Here is a 20,851-nt window from a genome sequence, read left to right on the forward strand (position 1 = left end):
GATCTTCTCCTTACATTTCGTCCATAACGTAATCAACCAGATCCCCAATGGTCTTGAAGTTTCCGAATCTTGCCACCGGAATCATTACGTCGAAATCATTCTCAATCGATGCTGCCATTGCTACTCTCTGAGAAGATTTAACGCCAAGCTCAGCGGCGATATCGGTGTCCTCTTTAATTTTCGAGGCATCCTTTCCAAAAGCCATTGCCGCAAACTCAATCATTTTTGCCAGAACTTCTTCTCTTGTCATCGTATTCTCTCCTTCTTATTTCTTCCCTATTCACAATTTATCATTATTACTTCACTTTTCCACATGCCAGCCGTCGTGTCTGTGCCGTCAGACTGCCTGATCCGCTGCAATCAGAGCCTTCATCGCTGCCTCTGCTTCCTTCGGCATCGGCTCATACTTGCCAAGCAGCTTCGCATAGAAGGTAGTAACTGCCATCTCTTCTGTGTAGGTTGCAGCTGCCAGTGCCGCCTTCATATCCCTGCCGCAGGAAAACATTCCATGATTCTTGATGAGAACCGATCTTCCGTCACTGCCGATTGCCTCTGCAACCTTTGCAGCAACATCATTGGAGCCGGGCATGGTGAACGGCACGATGCGGACCGGGGTGAACTCACACTGCGGAGGGGTGATCGGACGAAGCTCATTGTCCTCTCCCATCGCCATAATGGTAGCAAACATTGCATGCGTATGAACAGTCGCCTTGATATCCGGTCTTGCGCGAAGAACGGCGGTGTGCATCGGTGTCTCTGAAGATGGCTTGTACGGACCATCCAGCCATTTACCGTTGAGGTCAACGATGGCAATATCTTCCGCTGTCATATGCGTGTAGGAAATACCGCTCGGCGTAATTGCGACAACATCGTCATCGTCATCGCGAAGAGCAATGTTCCCGGATGTTCCATGCACCAGTCCCTGTGCAACTGCCTGCTGAATTGCCTCAAGTACAATTTTACGGATTCTCTCGTATTTCATTTCGTTCCTCCAATATGCCAAGAAATAATTTTCAGGTTTGTTTTTTTCTGTGTCTTCAGAATACCAACTGCGTTCCTGAAAGAACATGACACATTTGGTTAAAGTGTTAAATTCGCTCACTTTCAAAAAAAGTGTTCTGTTTCCGGCATTTTTCTTTTTCTATGATAAAAACAGGCAAATCTATATGTGAAGGGAGATTTTTATGAATAAAGCAGATAACTATATCATCGGAATGGATATCGGAACGACGAATACAAAGGCGATCCTTATGAGCCAGCACGGCGACATCATCGCTTCCGCATCCAGAAAAAACCACCTGATTGTCCCGGGGCCCAATATGGCAGAGGAAAACGCGGACGAATGGTGGCTGAATGCTCGTGATGTCTTTCGTGAGATATCCGCAAAGGCAGGCCGGGACGTGATCGATCATGTCCGTGCCATCTCAATCAGTTCCCAGACTGTGACCATGCTCCCGGTAGATCAGAGCGGACGTCCGCTGCGGAACGCCCTGATCTGGATGGATGTCCGCTCCTCTGAGGAAATGCATGAAATATCCGACAAAGTAACGCATACGCGTTTCACGGAGATTACCGGAGGACAGCCGGATGCCGGATTTCTGCCGAACAAGATCCTCTGGTTCCGCAGAAATGAGCCCCAGCTCTTTGCACGAACCTATAAAATTCTGCAGTGCAGCTCTTATATTAATCTAAAGCTGACCGGAGTGTACTCCATGGACATCGACCAGGCAAATCGAAGTCAGTGCATGGAAGTTCATACCCTGAACTGGTCAAAAGAAATCGGAGACGCCGTGGGTGTGGACTTTAATGAACTTCTGCCAAAGCCTTCCCTTACGACCGAAATCATCGGACAGGTCACGCGCTGCGCAGCTGAAGAAACCGGCCTTACGGAAGGGATTCCGGTTGTCGCAGGCTGCAGCGATGCCGCCGCTTCAGTCTTTGCCACCGGTCTGTGCAGACAGGGTGACGCTGCGGAATCGTCCGGCACTTCCTCTCTGGTTTTTGTTGCCAGTCCGGTGCGCGGAGACCTGTCCCTTCCGGTCACAACGAGGCCCTGTGCCATTCCGGGCGTTCCATACGTATTTGACGCTCCGATCAGCACATCCGGGGCTGCAGTCAAATGGTACCTGGATGCCATGGGACAGGAAGAAAAAGATTATGCAAAACAAGTGGGGATCGATCCTTATACCGCATTGAATGAGGTCGCCGAAGCAATTCCCGCCGGATCCAACGGTGTGCTGTTTTTTCCCTACCTCATGGGGGAACGGGCTCCTCTCTGGAACTCCCATGCAAAGGGCATGTTTATCGGAATGTCCCTGAGCACAGAGCATGCGGATTTCACCCGGGCAATGTTTGAAGGAACCGCATTTGCGCTCCGGCATGTCATGACTGAAATCAGCCACGCGGGCGGACACGCAAAGACACTCCGGATCACCGGAGGAGGCGCAAAAAGCCGGGAATGGTCCCGCATCAAGGCGTCCATGCTGCGCATGCCCGTCTATGTGCTGGATGATAAATCCGGCGATGTTCCCTTCGGCGATATTCTGATTGCCGGGCATGCAGTCGGCCTCTTTCCGGATATCCCGGCCGCAGTCGATGAGATTCTGAAGGTAAAGGAAGTCATTGAGCCCAATGAACAGTGGGCCGATATCTACGACCAGGTTTATCCATACTACATCAGCCTCTATAAGGATCTGGACGAGGATCTTCGCTACTACAAAGACACGGTGAATGCACTCAACTTACATCGCTGAACTTTGAAATAGTTTCTGTTTACCTGGATTGTTCACCCGAACAAGAAATTTATGATGAATTGACTTTTTTCTGAACAAAGTGTGGGACTGACACGTTAAAGAGCGATGTGTCAGTCCCACTTTTGAATATCATCAAAATTTATTTTCGAGACAAAGTTAACCAGTACAATTCACTTTTAGGCTGCCGCACCATCTGATGCGCCAGCCTCTTTCTCTGCAATGATTCTTTACTTGTCCGATCTGCGTTACAGCAGCATAGCGGCGTTGTAAGCCTCACTCACCGCATGATAGATCATGCCGACATTCCTGCAGTCACCAATTACATAATTTTCATCTACAAGCGCGGTAAGCGAATCTACAAATTCATAGTCCGCGCGGAATCCCAGTGCACACACCACACTATCCGCGTTGATAATGAATTCTTTTCCGTCACGCTCAACCCGCACGCCTTCCGGAAGGATTTCCCTGACCGTTGTATTTACATAGCATGATGCCGCCTTCTCGATCTGCGGCATCAGTCCGCCGCGGTAGAAGCTGTTTACTTCGCCTGCAATTTTATCCTTCATTTCTACGATAGTTACGTCATGACCTTCATGATGGAAGGAGATCGCGGCTTCCCCACCTACCAGTCCTCCGCCCATGATCACGATGTGGTGTCCAAGCTGTTCCGGATGGAGCTCCGCCTGAATTGCCATCACCACATTCGGCAGGTCAATTCCTTTAATAAACCCCGGCTTCCACTCCTTTGCACCCACCGCAACGATCAGCGCGTCCGGATCAAAGTTCTTTACAAAATCAGGTGTAACCTCCGTATTTAACAGAACCTGAACTCCTGCTCTCTCCACCCGTTTTTCAAGAACGTGACAGAATTTCACAATATCTTCTTTGAAATACGCCGCTCCTGCCGGGTGCAGGTTACCGCCGAGCATGCCGCTTTTCTCGGCAAGTGTTACCTCGTGACCGCGTTCTGCCGCAACGATCGCAGCCTCCATTCCGCCGGGACCTCCACCGACGATCAGCACCTTTTTCTGTTTCTCCGGCGCCGGATGGCCATATTTTTCCTCCAGCTCATGTCCGGTAATCGGATTTACGGTACATTTTGTGGTTTCACTCTTTACAATTTCACCAAAGCATTCATAGCAGCGAAGGCAGGGTGTGATATCATCCGCCTGATCATGCATCGCTTTATAGGGAATGTATGGATCAGCGAGCAGCGCACGTCCGATTTCTACGATATCCGCCTGTCCGGAAGCAATGATGTGTTCCATCTGAGCCGGATCATTCAAAGAACCCACACACGCAACCGGTGTTTTTACAAACTTTTTAATTCCTGCTGCCAGATAGACATTTACACCGCGCGGCCAGAAAGCGGATGGATGCGTGCGGCAGAACATCTCCGGATCTTCGTGATTTCCGCAGGAGACGTTGATCAGATCTACCTTATCATCCACCATCTTCGCCACTTCGATACATGTCTTTTGATCCAGGCCGTCTGCCATCATATCGTCTCCGGACAGACGGATCTCAATCGGGAAATGAGGACCGACTGCTTTACGAATCGCATCCAGGCTCATGAGGAGAAATCTGGCCCGATTCTCCAGAGAGCCGCCGAATTCATCTGTTCTGCGGTTCATAACCGGCGACAGGAACTGTGAGAATAGCCATCCGTGTGCTGCGTGAACCTGCACCATATCAAAACCGCAGTCCTTAACCAGAGCAGCGCCCTTTCCATAGGATTCGATGATCTCATAGATCAGCTCGCGCGGCATCTCCTGCACCTCACCGGCCGGCGTTATTTCATGGCTCGGTCCGTATGCAATCTTTCCTTCCTTGTCCTCATCCCCGCCGACAGAGGCAAGGCCGGCATATTTCCCTCCGTGAGACAGCTGGATGTTCGCATAAGCCCCTGCGCGGTGAATTGCCTCCGCGCATTCCTTCAGCCCCTGACGGTTTCCGTAGGAATCCAGCTGCAGCTGCATATTGTGCTGTTTGCCGGTCAGAGAATGGACGATGGATTCGCCATACGTAACCACTGCCGCACCGCCCTTTGCCTTCCGCTCCAGATACGCCTGCATCGCATACGTCATATGCCCCTGAGTATCAATCATTCCGGGACTGGTCGGTGCTGCAATGATTCTGTTTTTCAGCTTGATATTTCCGATACGGATCGGAGAAAGCAGATTCGGATATCTGCATTTTCCCTCAAAACTCTGCGCACTCATCTTTTGTCCCTCACTTTCTTACCTTCCACAGATATTTTCCTTTTTCACCGGCAAGGTAGGCATCAATTTCCTCTGCCATCATCCGCCCGGACCATCCGTCTACATCTGTCGTCAGACCGGCCATATGCGGCGTACACAGAACGTTTCTCATCTTGAGTAGAGGATGATTGACCGGAACCGGCTCCTCCCAATATACATCTGTAGCTGCGCCTGCAATCTCTCCGTTCTGCAGCGCCTCCACAAAATCCTTCTGATCGATGACAGCTGCTCTTGCGGTATTCAGCAGATACGCGGATTTCTTCATTTTTTTGAACCAGTCCTTATTGACGGATGCTCTTGTGGACGGAAGCACCGGAAGGTGGATGCTCACGATGTCTGAATTCGCAAGCATGGTATCAAGATCCGCCGGAACGCATCCGTCCGCTTCGATTTTCGCGGGATCCAGATAGGGATCATAAGCCAGGATCTTCATGCCGAATGCTTTTGCGCGTACGGCCACCTCACGTCCGATTGCCCCATATCCGGCGATGCCGAGCGTCTTTCCATAAAGCTCAAAACCAATTCCATAATCCATAAACGGATGATTTTCATCCAGCGGTCCGAAGGTTACATTTTTAACGTCCGGTACATCGTAGATATTTTCTTTCGCCGGTCCGCAGTGCTCTCCCTTATGAAGTCCTTCTGCGGAAATTGCAAGATGTCTTGCCATTGCAATCATCATGCCCATCGCGAATTCCGCAACGGCTACGCGGTTTCTGCCCGGTGTATAATGCAGATCCAGACCTCCTGCCTGAATGGCGCCAAAATCAACCGTTGCCGGAGTACCCTTAGCTACGCCGATAAACTTCATTCCGGAATCCAGCCATGCCTTGATAGTTTCCGTGCCGGCATACTCGTCGCCCAGAACCACCATTTCCTTTCCCATGCACTCCTCACGGGTTTGCTCCTCCGGCGCGTTTCCCTTTCCGTGCTTCAGCTCGCCGCAGACTGTGATGTCACAGGTTTCCTTCAGCTTTTCAAGCTCCTCCTCCGGAAGTCTTGTACATAATGCCATTGTTTTTTTCATAGTAAAAATCCTCCTGATTTTATAGATACATATGTTGCTGGGGCCGCAGGGTACAGATCAGCTTTTCTTCTTTGATTTACGAAAGCGGATGCGGATGACCGCTGCCAGACCGGCAATTGCAACGCCGACAGCAGAAAGCATGTAGACATGAGAAGTTGTCACTTCTCCGAAAATTCCTCTTGAAGCCGTGTTCAGGACAAACGGAGAAACCGTCTGCCCGAAGTTGGTAAAGCAGGTGAAACATCCGGAGGCAAGAGCAGCGGCAATGGGCGGCACCGCGTTGGATACCTCTACCATTCCGGTCGGGATGAAGATTCCCTGTGAAAAGCCGCAGAAGACCGCTCCGACGGCCAGCATCGCAAAATTGCCGGGGAAAGCCACCAGAATTCCCGCCCCTACGGCAAAGCTGAACATCGCCACAGGCAGGGTGTATTTCTTTGCCACTCTTGAGACAACTCCCAGAAGAAGTCCGATTACAATCTGCGCCCCGGAAAAAATACCTGCCAGAGTTCCGGAAGCGCTGCTGCTTCCTTTCAGCGCACCCGCGAGATGCATGGAAACATTCGTCGTGAATGTGATCAAAAACAGATATTCGAAGAATCCCAGCAGAGATACCTCAAAAACTCTTCCATTGAGCCGGATCTTCTCCGTTTTCTTCTCCTCCTTCGCGTGCTCCGATGCCGGAAGCATCGCCGCAATCACAGCAAAGGAAAGAAATCCGATGATGTTGATCAGATACGAGGTGGTAAAATGATGCGCTCCCAAAAGGCCGCCTACGGTCGTGACTACCACCATCCCGGCTCCCACCGAAGCCGCCTGAATTCCCATGACCTGCGTCCGCTCGGGACCGGTAAACCACTCGGCGACAACCGCTGTATTCAATGCAGTTGCAATTCCAAGGGAGATGCCATACACTGCTCTGCACACAAACAGCAGCCAGAAGGAATCCGCTAGAAACGGAACAAATCCGCTGATCCCAGCCAGAAGACCCGCCACGATCAAAAGCGACTTCTTGCTGAATTTGAGCACCAGTACACCGGATAACAGGGCAAAAATCATTGCCACAAAGGAAGGCGCCGTGATGAGCATCTGCACAAGACTCACGTCAACCTCAGGGAAATGCGCGCTGATTTTATCAAGCACCGGCGAAACGCTGAACTGCAGTCCCTGTATAAATGAAATTCCGACAATGGAAAAAATAATTCGTAGTTTTTTTGCGGGATTCATTTTTTCTTGTTCCAATTGTTCTCTCTCTTTCTATTTTTCTGTCTCAGTATGCCTTTTCCAGAATACCGATGACGTCTTCTTTTGTTACACCCTGACGGGGATTAAACATCAGAGGCGCCTCTTTCAGCACTTCCCCGGCCAGCATATCGAAATCCTCTTTCCGGATCTTCTGCTCGGAAAGGGTACGGATCTTCAGATCCCGGATCATCTTCAGAAGAGCATCCGACAGCAGATACGGATCCTTCTCGGGATCACCCGTCGGTTCCAAATCGATCGTCCGGGCCATGTCCACCATTTTCTCCGGGCAGCTCTCCGCGTTGAAGGCCATTACATAAGGAAGCACACAGGCATTTGCCATTCCGTGCGCCAGCCCGAAATGAGCGCTCAGGGTATGTGCGATCGCATGGTTCAGACCGAGGTTTGCATTGGAGAATCCGAAGCCTGTGATGATACAGCCGAGCATCATCTGCTCTCTCGCCTCCATGTTGTTCCCGTCCGCTACCACCTTCGGCAGATTCTCATAGAGAATCGACAGTCCCTTGAGCGAGTTGTACTCCGTCAGCGGCGTTGCGCAATTGGAAATATAACTCTCCACCGCGTGCGTAATCGCGTCCATACCGGTAGCCGCCGTTACAGACACGGGCATCGTCCGTGTGAACTCAGGATCGCAGACCACATCCGACGCTGTTAGCTTGTTGTCGATTACGACATATTTCACAACCTTCTTCGTGTCAATCAGGGCGCTGACGTTTGTGATCTCGCTCGAGGTACCCGCGGTTGTCGGTACGGCGATCAGCGGAAGCAGATCATTTTTTACCATGCCGATTCCCGCATAATCGCTGATGTTTCCCGGATTTGTCATCAGCACGTTCACTGCCTTCGCCAGATCAATACTGCTGCCTCCGCCGACAGCTACAAATCCCTCAACCTTCTCGTCCTTTGCAATTTTTGACGCTTCCTCAACGACTTCATTGGTCGGATTCGGAATGACTCCGTCAAAGATCACATACCCGACGCCGGCCTTTTCCACCTGCGCGATGATCTTCTCTGCTATTCCGGCCGCCTTCACCCCGCCGTCATAGACAATCATTACCTTATGCAATCCGTGTGACGCCAGAAGCTCCGGAATCTTATCCGCGGAATCTCTGCCAAACACAATATTACTCTTTATAAAAAAATTGTAGCTCATAGTTTCTCTCCCTTCATCAGTTCAGCTGTTATTTTCAGTCTATCGAAAGGATCCTGTAAAAAACAGAACACATCCGGCCGTTCTGTGTTAATTGCACACTTTTCCGCAAACTGTACAGTATACGTAGTCTTCGACTGCTCTCGCAGTTACCCTGTTCAAGTTTTATTAAGCAAAAATTTTACAGATCTGCTTCTCTCAGCGAATTGGGTTATCTTTCATCTATTGTTCACTCACAACTATGTACGGCAAGGATTTTAGCCGCACGCGAACAGTAACCTTTTTCACATTACTGACAGATACTTGCGCCTCCCGTTGCTTGAAGATTTTTTCTTCTGCATGTACAATATCTATAGTCATACATGAGCACGGCATAGGGCAACCGGCAGTTGACGCAGCCGCAAGACTCTTGTGCAGTATTGGTAGAATCCGCCTCTTATGCAGGCATTGAATGGGAGAGGAAAGAATTATAATGGCAAAAGCATCCGCCGCACCGCATCGAACTAATAAATCCGAGCAGACCAGAGAACGTATTATAGAATCCTACCTGACCCTGATCCGGGAAAAAAAATGGGATAAAATCTCTGTCATTGAGATCTGCCGCCAGTCTGATATCACCAGGGGAACCTTTTATCAGTATTTCAGCGATATATACGACATGATGGAGCAGATTGAAACCTCCCTCCTCACGGAGCTGTCAAACCGCTTTGCCAGCTCCCGCCGACAGTCGCAGCTACCTGTCAGCACGGAAACCTTTTTCACCAATTTCAACCCTGCTCCTCCGGAAATATTTCTGACCTGGTTCGAATTCTGCCGGAATCATAAACAGGCAATGATGGCCCTTCTGGATCGCAAGAACGGTGATACCTATTTTGTAAAGCGCCTGAAACCGCTGATCAGCAGCTATATTCAGGATATGATGGACCGCGATGGAGTTCCCAGAGATGAGCTTCGCTCTCATTTTGTCGACATCTTTATCGAGCTTCATTTTCTTTCGGCGCAGACCTGGCTTGACTCCGACGATTCCATGGAAATCATGGACATTGATGATATCGTCAATCTGCTCAATGTCATGCGGGTCGGTGCTCTCTATATGAGCCTGAAACACAGAGAAGACCCGGAGCGTTTTGATGAAGTCATGCACACACATCCCCGCGATCATAAGGAAGCATGACAAATGACCTCTATAGAAGGGACCGGAAGAGATCCCCGCCTTTGCGGAAAATTCTCCTTCCGGTCCCTTTTAAAATCTCAGTAATGACACTTCGTATTACACAGCAAACACTCATACGATACTTTGTACCGCAAACTGTATAAGCTACGGATTGCTCCGTGCTGCGCACTCCTGCAATTCTACAGTAACGTCAAACACAAAGCGGCATGTCCGCTTACTGCTCTGCCTTCGCTTCCGCATCCATCTTCGCGATTTCCGCGTCGAAGTCATTCCGATACTTCTTCATCTTTTCATCCAGCATGTCCTTATTCGCCATCAGCTTCGGAACGCACACCTTGATCATATTTTTGATCTCATAATGATGCTCATAGATTCCCGGAAGCGTATTTCTTGCACGCTTCTGCTCTTCCTCAGAGAACGTGACATTCATTTTACCGTCAGCTCCTACAGAAGCCTTGCCGTAGATTCCGCAGACCGGACAGAGTACATCCTTCCCGTCATTTTCGATCATGAGAAGATCATTGTGGCAAACCGGGCAGACTCCCTTCGGTCCCACCCAGGTATTGACCTCATCGTATGGTTTACCGATTGCTTCAGCAACCGCACGACCAAGGTCCGCACTGGTCTGCATCAGCTTGTCATCGAGCAGCGGGCTTCCGGTCCTTCCCTGGTCATAGGCGTCAATGTGTCCGACTGCCTTCATGCACTGGGAGAAGGAAAACAGATGAAGCATGGGAAGACCCATGGAAACCCAGTGGTGCGACTGCGCGCCACCCACAGAGATGTAACCGCAGTAACGATCCTTTGTATAATTCGGATTCAGAAGCGGTTTTCCCTCTGCCGCGCGCTTCTTGTTCTCCTCAAGGATATTGGCGCGGTCATGGGAAGGCATGTAGCGGTCCAGGAAATTCTTGAACTGTCCGACGATTCCAACCGCATACACCGGTGCAGCGATAATAACGCCATCGCACTCGTCAAAAGCAGCTTCCAGCTCCTGATAGCCATCCTTGAACGCACAGTGAATATCCACGTCGCCGCGATCTCTGCAGCGACTGCAGTAATCACAGGCATGGCAATGCGTGATTTCCATGCGCATGGTATTGATAAATTTCACATCCGCACCTGCCTTATGCGCCGCGAACAGCGCCTCCTTACACAAAATATCGCATCGTTCGTTCCTTCTGCCGAAGGAAATTCCTAATATTTTCATCGCTTCCCCTACCTTTTATATATATAAGAATACATTCCGACAGGCGTGAAACGCTCACGCCGCTCAGGCAAAATCGAATTTTTCAAACACCTTTTTGCCCGTATACTCCTTCAGTTCTTCCTCTCCGTTCAATACACGGATCGCGCCGGCGGCCATTGCCTCCATCTCAAATTCACCCGGATATGCGTAGACCGGTGCGATAAAGCTGCACGACTCCGTAATCTGATTGACCAGATCCTTATTGTAGACCATTCCGCCGCCCAGGAGAATTCCGTCAACCTTTCCCTTAAGCACGGCCGCCATAGAACCGATCGCCTTCTCAATCTGATAGATCATGGTGTTCCAGAGCATCGCCGCATAGCGGTCCCCGTCAGCAGCTCTTTTGCTGACTTCGAGCGCGTCGGAAATTCCCAGATGACTCACGAAACCGCCCTGCCTTGTGCAGAGTTTACGGACTGACTTGATATCCATCTTCTCTCTTTCCATATAGTCCAGGAGATCATAGACAGATATACCGCCGCAGCGCGTCGGTGCCATCGGGCCCTCGCCGCCCACAATATCAAAGCCATCCACCATCCGCCCCTGACGGTGTGCGGATACGGAGATGCCGCCGCCAATATGACAGACTACATAGTTGCATTCTTCATATTTCTTCCCGAGCACATTCTTGCTATGACGAATCGCCGTTTCCTTCAGATTCAGCGCATGCAGATGAACGGTTCGGTACACCCCTTTGATTCCGGTCATCCTTGCCAGATCCTGAAGCTCATCGGTATCCGGCGGATTGACAATCATGGCTTTTGCGCCGTACTTTACGGCAAACTCATGTGCGAGCTGCGGTCCAAGAGTTGCCGGATGTACCACACCGTTTGCGCAGGTTCTGGCATGCTCCAGAACCAGATCGCTCAGGTTATAGGTTCCGCCCTCCACAGACAGAAGGCCGCCTCCGCGGCCTACAAATACATCGACGTCTTCCAGCGTCTGTCCGTTCTCGCGCACAATGTCCAGAATCATATCCCTGCGATAAGGCAGCTGGTCTGACATGGTTTTGAATTTTCCAAGCTCCGCCGCGTCATGTGCTACATTTTTTGAAAATAAACAGGTCTCCCCGTCAAACATCGCGATCTTCGTGGATGTAGAGCCCGGATTGATTGCAAATATTTTGTACCCCACCTTGTCTCCTCCGATCAGTTCTGATTCATTTTTGCCGCGCGGACCGCAGAAATGATGATATTTCCTTTGATCTCGGAAACCGGCGCTCCCCTTGAGCAGTCACAGACCACGCTGTTAAAGCCCTGCAGCATGGGACCGTAAGCATCCGCATGACCAAACTGCTGGATCAGCTTAACGCCGACGTTACCGACATTCAGATCCGGCCAGATAATAACGTTGGCTTTACCGGCAACCTTACTTTCTCTCTTGACCTTCTTTGCCGCGACCTCCGGAGAAATCGCCGCGTCGAACTGGAACTCTCCGTCGATGGCGAGATCCGGTCTCTTTTCCTGTGCGATCTTCAAAGCCGCTGTCACCTTGTCGATCAGCTCGCCCTGCCCGCTTCCCAGTGTGGAATAGCAGACCATGGCACATCTGGGCTCCCAGTCCAGAAGATCCCTGACTGTCTCACAGGCAGAGATCGCGATGTCCGCCAGCTGTTCGGAATCCGGATTCGTGCAGACCGCGCTGTCTCCGATAGCCAACAGGGATCCTTCACTTCCCTTGAATCCCGGAATATCACAGAGGCCGATACTGGAAATCGTGCTGATGCCCGGCTTCATTCCGATCATCATCTGCGCCGCCAGAAGCACGTCTCCGGTTGTGTTGTCGATTCCCGCGAAGGTAACTCCGACCTCTCCGGCCTTTTGCATTGCCATCGCGTAATAAAGCGGGTCCGCCATACGCCGATTCAACGCCTTTTCCTTCAGTCTTGTATCCGGCATTGCAACATACTTATCAATAATCTCCTTGCGATATGCTTCATTATTGATATCTACAAAGGTAAATACAGAGGAATCGTAGCCGCGCTCCACTGCCAGCTTCGGAAGCTGGTCATCGCCCAGCAGAACCGGAATGATATAACCGTCTCTGCCGGTCTCATATGCGGCCTGCATCATCTTCTCATTGGTCGCCTCCGGAAAAGCAACCTTCTGCGGGTTTGCCTTTGCCTTGGCATAAATTTCATCTAATACGCTCATTTTCAACTCTCCGTTATGAAATGAATAGGATTACATTTCTTCCTCAACCAGATTGACCAGATCGCCGATTGTCGTGCATGCAGCCGCATCCTGAAGAGTGATCGTAGCGTCCAACTCGTTCTCGATCTCAGCAACCAGGGCAACCATCTGCACGGAGGCGCCCTTCAGCTCCTCCTTGAAATTCGTCTCGGTGGAAAGCTCGGAAGCATCTCTGTTGTAGGAAACCGCTACCAGCTCAATTACCTTGTTTTCCAGTTCTTTTCTGTCCATGTTTTTTCTCCTTGAACTTATGTATGTATTAAAAACTATGATCTCTGTTTCCCGATCAACTCCTCGAAAACGCAGGCAGCATCGACGCATACAAGACTCGAACGAGAGATCTGCTGTAGTTTCGAGGGCAATCCATATAGTTATTCCGTGTTATAGCATGCGTCATCGTTTATTGATCTTCATCCAAATCAAAAACTACCGTTTTATAGCCGTCTCTCTGATAGATGGACGCATGTACATTAACCGGAAGTCCCTTTCCTTCGAGAATCTCCCGTCTTTTTTTCTTGCTGACGCCGCGCACTACTGCATTCAGATGCGCGCCTTCTTCAATCTCCACATCCCCGTAACAGAACTTGCCGAGAGCCTTGTATTCCGGTTTCATCGAAAGCGGAGCCGGCATTACCATGGAATGAAGCTTTGCTTTTCCGCTGATCTCAATCCACTCCATATCCCAGTTTCCACAGGTATTGCAGGCGTAGACCGGAGGAAACTCTACTGCTCCGCATTTTTTGCATCTCTTTGCGGTGATTTTGCCCTTCTCCAGATTCTCGTAGAAAGTAGCAACCACCTTTTCCAGTTTAATCGGACTTTCACTCATGATTTCGTTTCCTCCTTAGTCCGCTGTGCGGATGATATATGTACAGATATTCTGTGCGCCGCCATATCCGCGAAGCATGGCTGTTTTCGGCAGTTTCTTTACCTGGCCTTCACCAGCCTCGCCACGCATCTGATGAACCGCCTCATAGAGATCCGCAAGACCGGAAGCCGCATGGGCATGGCCAAAGGATGTCCGGCCGCCATTTGTATTGATCGGCTTGTCTCCGTCATAGGCAGTACGTCCTTCGCAGATATATTTCCAACCCTCTCCATAGGGCAGATACCCTGCGATCTCCGCTGCCACCAGATGTGAGGTGATAATGAAGTCATTCGCATAGAAGAGATCCAGCTCCTCCGGCTTCACACCGGTAAGCTCATATACCTGGCGGACCGCTTCGATCGTTGCATTGACTTCGAAGTGCGGAGTTGTCGCCTCACAGGCAGCACAGCCGACACCCAACACCTCAATCGGTTTATGGGACTTATTTCCCATGTACTTGTCAACCATATCCGTCGCACAGACAATGACCGCCGCCGCGCCGTCACACTTCAGCTCCAGCCCGGAAGCGCGAAGAAAATCGCCCATTCTCGGATTATATGGAGAACGCATATAATCCAGGACATTGTCGAATCCTTTCTCCTTAGCAATCTCCTCGTAAGGAGTTCTTGCAATCGCCAGCGGGTTCTTCGACGCATTTCTGCGATTGTTGATGCACATCCAGTTCAAGGTGTCATCCATCTGCTGATCCGTCAGTCCGCGTGTTCTCTTGTACCACTCCGCCGCGTCGTCATAAATCAGGTTCAGACCACCCATCAGGCTTCTGGTGTAATTCCGGTCATACAGCCATGCCGTCGTCTTCAGGAAACGCTCCATCGTGATTTTTTCACGCTTGTAGGGATGCTCCGGAATCGCAGCGCTGTCGCCAAACTCTACACACCCGGAAAGCACACAGTTATATTTTCCGGACGCCACGGCATTAACTGCCTCTTCAATCGCGTAGTATCCGGTGCAGCAGGCCTCAGAATGATGAATGGATGCCTTGCCCTTCATGCCGAACCAGTTCGCGATCTGCACGTTCGGTGTCAGATAGTTGGAAGATGCAAGAGGACTTGCCTCACCATGGAAATAGAAATCCACGTCCTGCGGATTTACACCGGCATCCTCCATCGCTTTCAAAGCCGCATAGCCATACATTTCTCCTTCTGTCAGTCCATCCGTTTCCGGATTGTCCACCGTATACATAAACGGAGTACATCCAACGCCAATGATGGATACTCCTCTGCTGTACGGATGAATCGTCGTTTTGTTCATAACAACATCCATTTTTTGTCCTCGCATTCTTGATATTCACGATTGCTTTCCCGGTCATTGTCTGATGATCCGTTCCTTCAATACGCAACCTCGGCCATTTTTTCCATCATATCCATTTCCTTCCCGATGAAATATAATGTCGTCGTCTATATTTCGACTCTATTTTGACCACGCGTGGAAGATAGTCTGTATAAAGGTCAATGATTATCAAAGAAAATGACCACATCATATCCGATAGCAGATAGAAGCCAGTGCCATGCCGGGACTAATACAGTATGTGGCACGCTGTATCTGGGAACTATACAAAATTCGGCGCTGCACGCCCGAAAGGTGTGCAACGCCGAACTGTCTTGCTCAATATTTACTTCTCACATTTCTACCCGATAAACGTTACATTAGTCTGCCTTGTAATCATCAAAATCGTACTTGATGGTTCCGAACGGAGTCTCCTGCTCACGAAGAGCGATAGACTTCGAAAGTGCCTTGATCTCATCTGCCGTCACACTGCGTCCGAGATTGCCGGAAAGAACACATCCCTCGGAAAGGAACGCTGTCTTCATGGCAATATACGGAGAATCTACGCGTGTCTCATCGGTCAGGTCTCCCCACAGATAGGAATACCACTGCAGCTGATTGTCATTGTACATCGCCATCTCCGGATGCATCAGAAGCTCCTGCTGGCCGGTAATATCTCCGATTGCGCAGTCCAGCTTATTGTCAAAGAGCTGTCCTTCGTCGTTGACTCCGAACCACTCCAGTCTGGGTTTCTGCAGATTTCCGCCTCCAACGATCTGTCCGCCCTCCGGTACAGCCATCGGGCCGCCTGTCTGATCTACGTCGGTGAATTTCAGACCGCCGTTAGATCCGGCGATAAAGGATGTTCCGATTTCATCCATATGGATTGCCCAGTCTTCATAAATATCCATGGAAAGTCCGCCCTTGAAGCGCGCGATGGCGACACTGAGATCCTCCACCGGAGCCGTGCGGCCAACCGCCTTATCGATTGCGGGATCTGTCCAGTAATCACTTGTTGTTACTCCATATACGCTCTCCAGCTCCGGCATGCCAAGCACATAAAGCATCTGTGCCAGATGATAGATTCCAAGATCAAACAGAGGACCGTGAACGCCCACATCCGGGGTAATGAAATCATGGCTGAAGAACGGCATATCGTATCCGGGGCGGCCCTGACGTCTGTGTCCGACGCTTCTCGCGTGGTAAACTTTTCCAAGCTTTCCTTCCGCAATCATCTTCTTTGCGATTCTTGTCTGCGGATTATAGATGGAGCTAATCTGGACTGCCAGCTTCTGACCATACTTCTTCTGCGCATCGTAAAGGATCTTCGCATCCGCGTAGCTGGCTGCCATCGGTTTTTCCGAATAACAGGGATATCCGGCTGCCATAACCGCGGTTGCTACAGAAGTATGCAGGTTGTTGTGTACGCAAACCTCTACCTCATCAATATCATCTCTTTTCAGCATCTCACGAAAATCCGCGTACAGATTTTTTTCCTCAATGCCATATTTTTCACCGAATGCTTTCAGGCGTTCCGGTACGATTTCAGCTGCGGCAACAACTTTAAGGTCATATCCGCGGTTTTTCAGGTTCTGGATTACCGTCATATGTCTGTGTGAAATCATTCCACATCCGATAATGGCAATTCTCAGTTCTCTCATTTCATGAACTCCTCTCTGATTTATCTTCTTTTGATCAATACCATAACCTTCTGCTATATCCGGATCAGGTTCTGAGTCCATCTCCGGATACAGGTTCTGCGCAATTCCGGTTATGTTCTATGAAACCAGTGCCGTGCAGAAGAATCTTCACTGTATTCACAATACACTGTGCCTCTTTGTCGTGCAGAAATGCAGCCGTTTACCATCCGAGGATCTTCAGATATTCACGGCTTCTTCTCGCCGCCTCCAGTGGATCCAGGCTGTAATGCTCGTCCTGCTCGACCACTACCCATTTAGCGCCGATCTCCGTGCATGTATCCAGAATCGGCTCCCAGATCTGCATACCAAATCCGACCGGACGGAATTCGAAGATGCCATCATCGCCTTCCTCTTCTTTCACGGTCGTTCCGATCAGCTTATACATGTTCTTCGGATTTCCCTCTTTGATGAAGTCCTTCAGATGAACCACTTCGCAGCGGGCGCCGTATTTCTTCAGATATTCCACCGGTTTCTGACCAGCGACTTTGATCCAGCACAGATCCGGCTCTACTTTCAAAAGATCCTCGGGAATCTGCGTATAGATATCATCAAAGCAGAAGCTTCCGTCCGGCATCTTGACGAACTCGAAATCATGATTGTGATATTCCAGCTTGATGCCGTTCTCCTTGAAAATCCTGCCGATGCGGGTCATCTCCTCGATGACTTTCTTGTAACCTTCCGGGCTCACATTCGGTCTGTACTCCTCCGGCAGATACGGAACCGCGATATATTTCACACCGATCTTCTTATAGGTGTCAGCGATTCCCTGCGGATCCGCCATCATATCCACCAGCGGCACATGGGCACTGATCGGATTCAAGCCGATTTTGTCAAGTGTTTCCTTGATATATTCCGGTTCCAATCCATATAGACCTGCAAGCTCCACGCCATCATAGCCCATATCCTTGACAGACTGCATCACCTCCGGAAATCTTTCCGGTGTGTTCTCAAGAAGATCGCGTAAACCATATACCTGAATGCCAACCGGTAATCTGTTGCTCATTTTGTTTTCCTCCCTTGTTTTCTTTATGCCGAAGTACCGGAACGTCTGCGGTTAAATGCATAAATACCTGAATACCCAAATAATTGGCGTTCCATTCGCACGTTTTCTTATACTGTACTTCTTTCCGGCCTGACCGACTATTTGATTTTGACCTTCCTTTTATACATGTTTTGACTTCTGGTATCCAGTCCAACCGGAAAAGGTCAAAAATAAATCTCTGTTTTTATCTTCAGGCTGTTTTCGGGCCGATCGTTCTCTCCTTGTAAAGTCTTACTCTCTCTGAATAACCTTTTAAAAATCAGTACCGGTAAAGCACCACACGATACGTCTGGGGTATCCTGCCAAACCGGACAGACATTTTTTCATCTCCATTAAGTACTCTTCCTCGTACGAACTGACCGTCGACTATGCTGCCCTCTTCCAGCCTGAGTATTTCTGTCTTATCTGCATCTTCAGGCTTCGATAAGAAGTTGATTCTGCACATGATACCTGTCAATAGAAATTCATTTTCAGAAAGCTCCATTATAATCCCTGCCCCGAGAGGGTTTCCGCCGGACCTTGGTTCATAAGCCACCTGCATATCGTAGCGTGAAAATCGCGCAAAGGTTCCAAAATCATTTTCTCCGTGTCTTACAAAGCTGTTCAGATGAACGGTTCCGCGCAGCTGCAGAAGCAACGGTTCCATTTCCTTCAGTATCCTGTACGTTTCTGAGAGAATTTCTGCACTTCCTTCAATTTCGAAGGCAGTCGGATCAATATTTAAGGCACGCATCACTTCCATCGGCGGACGATCCACCGCATCCGGATCCTTCGTCAGTTCCTCGATCCCAAATGGAGAATACCCAATGGCATACTTGGATCCAAAAGCATACATACAGTATGAAGCTGTCACAGCATCTTTTCGAATCTCCGGGACAAACAGCGGGTTCTCCTCTGTCTGATACTCGTCCATTACCTTCGCGCAGTAGGGAACATAGATATCCGGTGCGAACAGATCCAACCCTGGAGCAGCAGTTCTCCAGATCTGCTGCATAGAAACTACCGGACCTCCCGATGGATAAGATCCCGGATACCAGGGATACTGTTTCAGCCAGGCATTCACATAGCAGGGAAGCGGATAGACTTCTTTTCCGGAAGCGGTGATCTTACCTACGGCACTTCCAAAGCTCCATGCCATAAAAGCCTCCTCCGCCTCTTCCTTGAACACATCTCTCCACGTTCCTTTTTTCCCTGTTAGGTCAGTAAGCTCCGAAGGTATCCGCTGTTCAAAAGCCTCGTTTGCTGCCGCAGAATAGTCCCGGGCATCCCCAAGCATTCCCACTTCATTTTCCACCTGCATCATGAGAACTGTATTTTCTTCCTCATCTATGCTGCGGATATACTCCATCAGAGACCGAAAACAAGTGCGGTCTTTTTCTATCGCTTCCCTGCAAAAAGGAGACACCACGGGAATTTTCTCGCCGGATTTCTTTTCTACGCGAAAATACTTCTGCGTGTCGCTCTTCATCCAGCCGGGTACGTACATGGACTCCGCATTTTTCCAGAGCCCGAACCAGAGCAGCACAAGATGCATGTGATGAGATCTTGCCTGATTGATCAGTGCGCCTACCGAGGAAAAATCATAAACGCCCTCCTTCTCCTCAATAAGCTCCCAGTAAACGGGTGCCAGAATTGTATTCATGTGCATGCCTTCTACAGCAGGCCATACCTCCCGTTCCATGTACTCACTGTCACTTGCGGAAGAATTGTGAATCTCTCCTCCATAAATAAAGAACGGCTGGTTCTTCACGTACAGTGTGAGAATTCCCTTCTCATCTTTTCTGATTATCGGTGTGCTCATGACCTCTTCTCCTTTCTCTTCCGGACGCCGCCAGCACGGTCAGCCCTTATACAGCCTCTCTAATGATCAGCTGTTTATTATGAAATACGACCTTATTGAGATACGTTATAAAAAATTATAATAATTGCCTTTTCTTCACTCAATATTAATATTATAATATTTCTATCATTATATTAATGTTCTGTAAGTACTTGCCATTCTATAAAGGAGACAATATGTTTTTTTCAATTGGTTATACCCGTTACGAAACAGATCATATCCCTCTGCGTCTTCTGATTCTCGGCATTGACTACCTGCAGGATCCCGTAAGCCGCCCCTACGGTATGCCAATCTGGCAATGCTTTCAGGTGTCAGAAGGTACTGCTATACTAAATATCTCCGACAAACAATACCGCATTAAAAAGGGAGACGGTTTCATCATCCCCTCCCATATTCCCCATGAATATCATGCACAGGGAGATCTGCTCCGACTGAATTTTGTCGGATTTGGTGGAAACTGCCTCGCCACGCTCGCACAGGACCTTGGTATTTCATCCCCGGGTGCTTACCACTATGCAAAACCCTCTTTCTTTTTGCAGCAGGTAATAGAATTAGAAAAGCTCCTCGACGCAGACGCTTCCGGTACTCACCACGCAGAACTGAATAAAAAACGCACTGCATCCAAGCTGCTTTATGCATTTCTGATAGATTTATCAGAAAATCTTTCTCTCCTGCAGGCTTCTGCTCCAGACGGAAGCCACCCGATTTCCCGGCAAATCTCTGTCTACCTGGAGGATCACTACAATGAAGACATTTCCCTCGAACAGCTGTCAGACTCTCTGGGCTATTCGAAGGAATACATCTGCGGTATATACCGGCGTGATATGAAGAAAACGATTATCACACATCTTACAGAAATTCGGATTGCTCATGCGAGAACAGAACTCCTCACTAACTCGAACAAAAAAATAGCCGAAATTGCTTCAGACTGCGGCTTTGCCAGTCCAAGCTATTTCGGCAAAAAATTCAGAGAATATAATCACATGACTCCGGACCAATATCGGTTACAACAAATAATCCGATAAGAAACACATATTCATTTTTC

The 20,851-nt window shown here is 49.4% G+C and carries 18 protein-coding genes; 3 read left to right on the plus strand and 15 right to left on the minus strand.

All coding sequences use genetic code 11. The annotated features are described in order from the left end of the window. Positions 1–10: 10 nt before the first annotated feature. The gene (locus tag ACTNDI_RS02900; RefSeq protein WP_441099255.1) at positions 11–250 is read right to left on the minus strand and encodes an acyl carrier protein; all 240 of its coding nucleotides are present in this window, start codon (positions 248–250) and stop codon (positions 11–13) included. An 87-nt stretch (positions 251–337) separates the two neighbouring features. Next, positions 338–982: a class II aldolase/adducin family protein gene (locus ACTNDI_RS02905; RefSeq protein ID WP_441099256.1), complete on the minus strand. Its 645-nt coding sequence runs from the start codon at positions 980–982 to the stop codon at positions 338–340. A gap of 202 nt (positions 983–1,184) precedes the next feature. On the opposite strand from ACTNDI_RS02905, the gene ACTNDI_RS02910 reads away from it, so the two are divergent. Continuing rightward, positions 1,185–2,753, plus strand: a complete 1,569-nt coding sequence (locus tag ACTNDI_RS02910; protein ID WP_441099257.1) for a xylulokinase — start codon at positions 1,185–1,187, stop codon at positions 2,751–2,753. A 245-nt stretch (positions 2,754–2,998) separates the two neighbouring features. Here ACTNDI_RS02910 and ACTNDI_RS02915 read toward each other — a convergent pair whose 3' ends face one another. Genes ACTNDI_RS02915 through ACTNDI_RS02930 form a run of 4 tightly spaced genes read right to left on the minus strand, consistent with a single transcriptional unit; the run spans position 2,999 to position 8,457 of the window. Continuing rightward, the gene (locus tag ACTNDI_RS02915) at positions 2,999–4,975 is read right to left on the minus strand and encodes an oxidoreductase (protein ID WP_441099258.1); all 1,977 of its coding nucleotides are present in this window, start codon (positions 4,973–4,975) and stop codon (positions 2,999–3,001) included. Positions 4,976–4,985: 10 nt separating this feature from the next. Next, positions 4,986–6,041 (minus strand): NAD(P)-dependent oxidoreductase, encoded by a 1,056-nt coding sequence (locus tag ACTNDI_RS02920; RefSeq protein WP_441099259.1) that lies wholly within the window; start codon positions 6,039–6,041, stop codon positions 4,986–4,988. Between the two features lie 57 nt (positions 6,042–6,098). Continuing rightward, complete coding sequence (locus tag ACTNDI_RS02925; RefSeq protein WP_441099260.1) at positions 6,099–7,283, minus strand: MFS transporter; 1,185 nt, start codon at positions 7,281–7,283, stop codon at positions 6,099–6,101. 28 nt (positions 7,284–7,311) lie between these two features. Then, the gene (locus ACTNDI_RS02930) at positions 7,312–8,457 is read right to left on the minus strand and encodes an iron-containing alcohol dehydrogenase family protein (RefSeq protein ID WP_441099261.1); all 1,146 of its coding nucleotides are present in this window, start codon (positions 8,455–8,457) and stop codon (positions 7,312–7,314) included. Positions 8,458–8,926: 469 nt separating this feature from the next. Here ACTNDI_RS02930 and ACTNDI_RS02935 point away from each other — a divergent pair, with 469 nt between their 5' ends. Further along, complete coding sequence (locus ACTNDI_RS02935) at positions 8,927–9,628, plus strand: TetR/AcrR family transcriptional regulator (RefSeq protein WP_441099262.1); 702 nt, start codon at positions 8,927–8,929, stop codon at positions 9,626–9,628. Positions 9,629–9,842: 214 nt separating this feature from the next. On the opposite strand, the gene ACTNDI_RS02940 is transcribed toward ACTNDI_RS02935, so the two are convergent. From ACTNDI_RS02940 to ACTNDI_RS02980, 9 genes are all read right to left on the minus strand, one after another. After that, on the minus strand, positions 9,843–10,838 hold the full coding sequence (locus ACTNDI_RS02940; protein WP_441099263.1) for a flavodoxin family protein: 996 nt from the start codon (positions 10,836–10,838) through the stop codon (positions 9,843–9,845). Positions 10,839–10,901: 63 nt separating this feature from the next. Further along, a complete protein-coding gene (gene buk / locus ACTNDI_RS02945) occupies positions 10,902–12,011 on the minus strand; it encodes a butyrate kinase (protein ID WP_441099264.1) in 1,110 nt (369 codons plus the stop codon). Positions 12,012–12,025: 14 nt separating this feature from the next. Then, entirely contained in the window at positions 12,026–13,030 is a 1,005-nt protein-coding gene (locus ACTNDI_RS02950) for a phosphate acyltransferase (protein ID WP_441099265.1), read from the minus strand. Between the two features lie 30 nt (positions 13,031–13,060). Further along, positions 13,061–13,300: an acyl carrier protein gene (locus tag ACTNDI_RS02955; protein ID WP_441099266.1), complete on the minus strand. Its 240-nt coding sequence runs from the start codon at positions 13,298–13,300 to the stop codon at positions 13,061–13,063. A 169-nt stretch (positions 13,301–13,469) separates the two neighbouring features. Further along, positions 13,470–13,898, minus strand: coding sequence for a Zn-ribbon domain-containing OB-fold protein (locus ACTNDI_RS02960; protein WP_441099267.1), 429 nt, complete (start codon positions 13,896–13,898; stop codon positions 13,470–13,472). A gap of 15 nt (positions 13,899–13,913) precedes the next feature. Continuing rightward, positions 13,914–15,221 (minus strand): thiolase family protein, encoded by a 1,308-nt coding sequence (locus ACTNDI_RS02965; RefSeq protein WP_441099268.1) that lies wholly within the window; start codon positions 15,219–15,221, stop codon positions 13,914–13,916. Between the two features lie 383 nt (positions 15,222–15,604). Next, positions 15,605–16,885, minus strand: a complete 1,281-nt coding sequence (locus ACTNDI_RS02970; RefSeq protein WP_441099269.1) for a Gfo/Idh/MocA family protein — start codon at positions 16,883–16,885, stop codon at positions 15,605–15,607. Between the two features lie 199 nt (positions 16,886–17,084). Then, positions 17,085–17,927, minus strand: a complete 843-nt coding sequence (locus ACTNDI_RS02975) for a sugar phosphate isomerase/epimerase family protein (RefSeq protein WP_441099270.1) — start codon at positions 17,925–17,927, stop codon at positions 17,085–17,087. Positions 17,928–18,225: 298 nt separating this feature from the next. Next, the gene (locus tag ACTNDI_RS02980; protein ID WP_441099271.1) at positions 18,226–19,767 is read right to left on the minus strand and encodes a DUF5597 domain-containing protein; all 1,542 of its coding nucleotides are present in this window, start codon (positions 19,765–19,767) and stop codon (positions 18,226–18,228) included. Positions 19,768–19,982: 215 nt separating this feature from the next. On the opposite strand from ACTNDI_RS02980, the gene ACTNDI_RS02985 reads away from it, so the two are divergent. Next, positions 19,983–20,831, plus strand: a complete 849-nt coding sequence (locus ACTNDI_RS02985) for an AraC family transcriptional regulator (RefSeq protein ID WP_441099272.1) — start codon at positions 19,983–19,985, stop codon at positions 20,829–20,831. Positions 20,832–20,851 lie beyond the last annotated feature (20 nt).

Origin of the sequence: Bilifractor sp. HCP3S3_D3, assembly GCF_052063915.1 — a bacterium.
Classification (GTDB): domain Bacteria; phylum Bacillota; class Clostridia; order Lachnospirales; family Lachnospiraceae; genus Bilifractor.

Excerpts from the sequence above, each read along its gene's own strand:
- ACTNDI_RS02900 (WP_441099255.1), bottom strand. The coding sequence starts at position 250 with ATGACAAGAGAAGAAGTTCTGGCAAAAATGATTGAGTTTGCGGCAATG.
- ACTNDI_RS02905 (WP_441099256.1), bottom strand. The coding sequence starts at position 982 with ATGAAATACGAGAGAATCCGTAAAATTGTACTTGAGGCAATTCAGCAG.
- ACTNDI_RS02910 (WP_441099257.1), top strand. The coding sequence starts at position 1,185 with ATGAATAAAGCAGATAACTATATCATCGGAATGGATATCGGAACGACG.
- ACTNDI_RS02915 (WP_441099258.1), bottom strand. The coding sequence starts at position 4,975 with ATGAGTGCGCAGAGTTTTGAGGGAAAATGCAGATATCCGAATCTGCTT.
- ACTNDI_RS02920 (WP_441099259.1), bottom strand. The coding sequence starts at position 6,041 with ATGAAAAAAACAATGGCATTATGTACAAGACTTCCGGAGGAGGAGCTT.
- ACTNDI_RS02930 (WP_441099261.1), bottom strand. The coding sequence starts at position 8,457 with ATGAGCTACAATTTTTTTATAAAGAGTAATATTGTGTTTGGCAGAGAT.
- ACTNDI_RS02935 (WP_441099262.1), top strand. The coding sequence starts at position 8,927 with ATGGCAAAAGCATCCGCCGCACCGCATCGAACTAATAAATCCGAGCAG.
- ACTNDI_RS02940 (WP_441099263.1), bottom strand. The coding sequence starts at position 10,838 with ATGAAAATATTAGGAATTTCCTTCGGCAGAAGGAACGAACGATGCGAT.
- ACTNDI_RS02950 (WP_441099265.1), bottom strand. The coding sequence starts at position 13,030 with ATGAGCGTATTAGATGAAATTTATGCCAAGGCAAAGGCAAACCCGCAG.
- ACTNDI_RS02955 (WP_441099266.1), bottom strand. The coding sequence starts at position 13,300 with ATGGACAGAAAAGAACTGGAAAACAAGGTAATTGAGCTGGTAGCGGTT.
- ACTNDI_RS02960 (WP_441099267.1), bottom strand. The coding sequence starts at position 13,898 with ATGAGTGAAAGTCCGATTAAACTGGAAAAGGTGGTTGCTACTTTCTAC.
- ACTNDI_RS02965 (WP_441099268.1), bottom strand. The coding sequence starts at position 15,221 with ATGGATGTTGTTATGAACAAAACGACGATTCATCCGTACAGCAGAGGA.
- ACTNDI_RS02970 (WP_441099269.1), bottom strand. The coding sequence starts at position 16,885 with ATGAGAGAACTGAGAATTGCCATTATCGGATGTGGAATGATTTCACAC.
- ACTNDI_RS02975 (WP_441099270.1), bottom strand. The coding sequence starts at position 17,927 with ATGAGCAACAGATTACCGGTTGGCATTCAGGTATATGGTTTACGCGAT.
- ACTNDI_RS02980 (WP_441099271.1), bottom strand. The coding sequence starts at position 19,767 with ATGAGCACACCGATAATCAGAAAAGATGAGAAGGGAATTCTCACACTG.
- ACTNDI_RS02985 (WP_441099272.1), top strand. The coding sequence starts at position 19,983 with ATGTTTTTTTCAATTGGTTATACCCGTTACGAAACAGATCATATCCCT.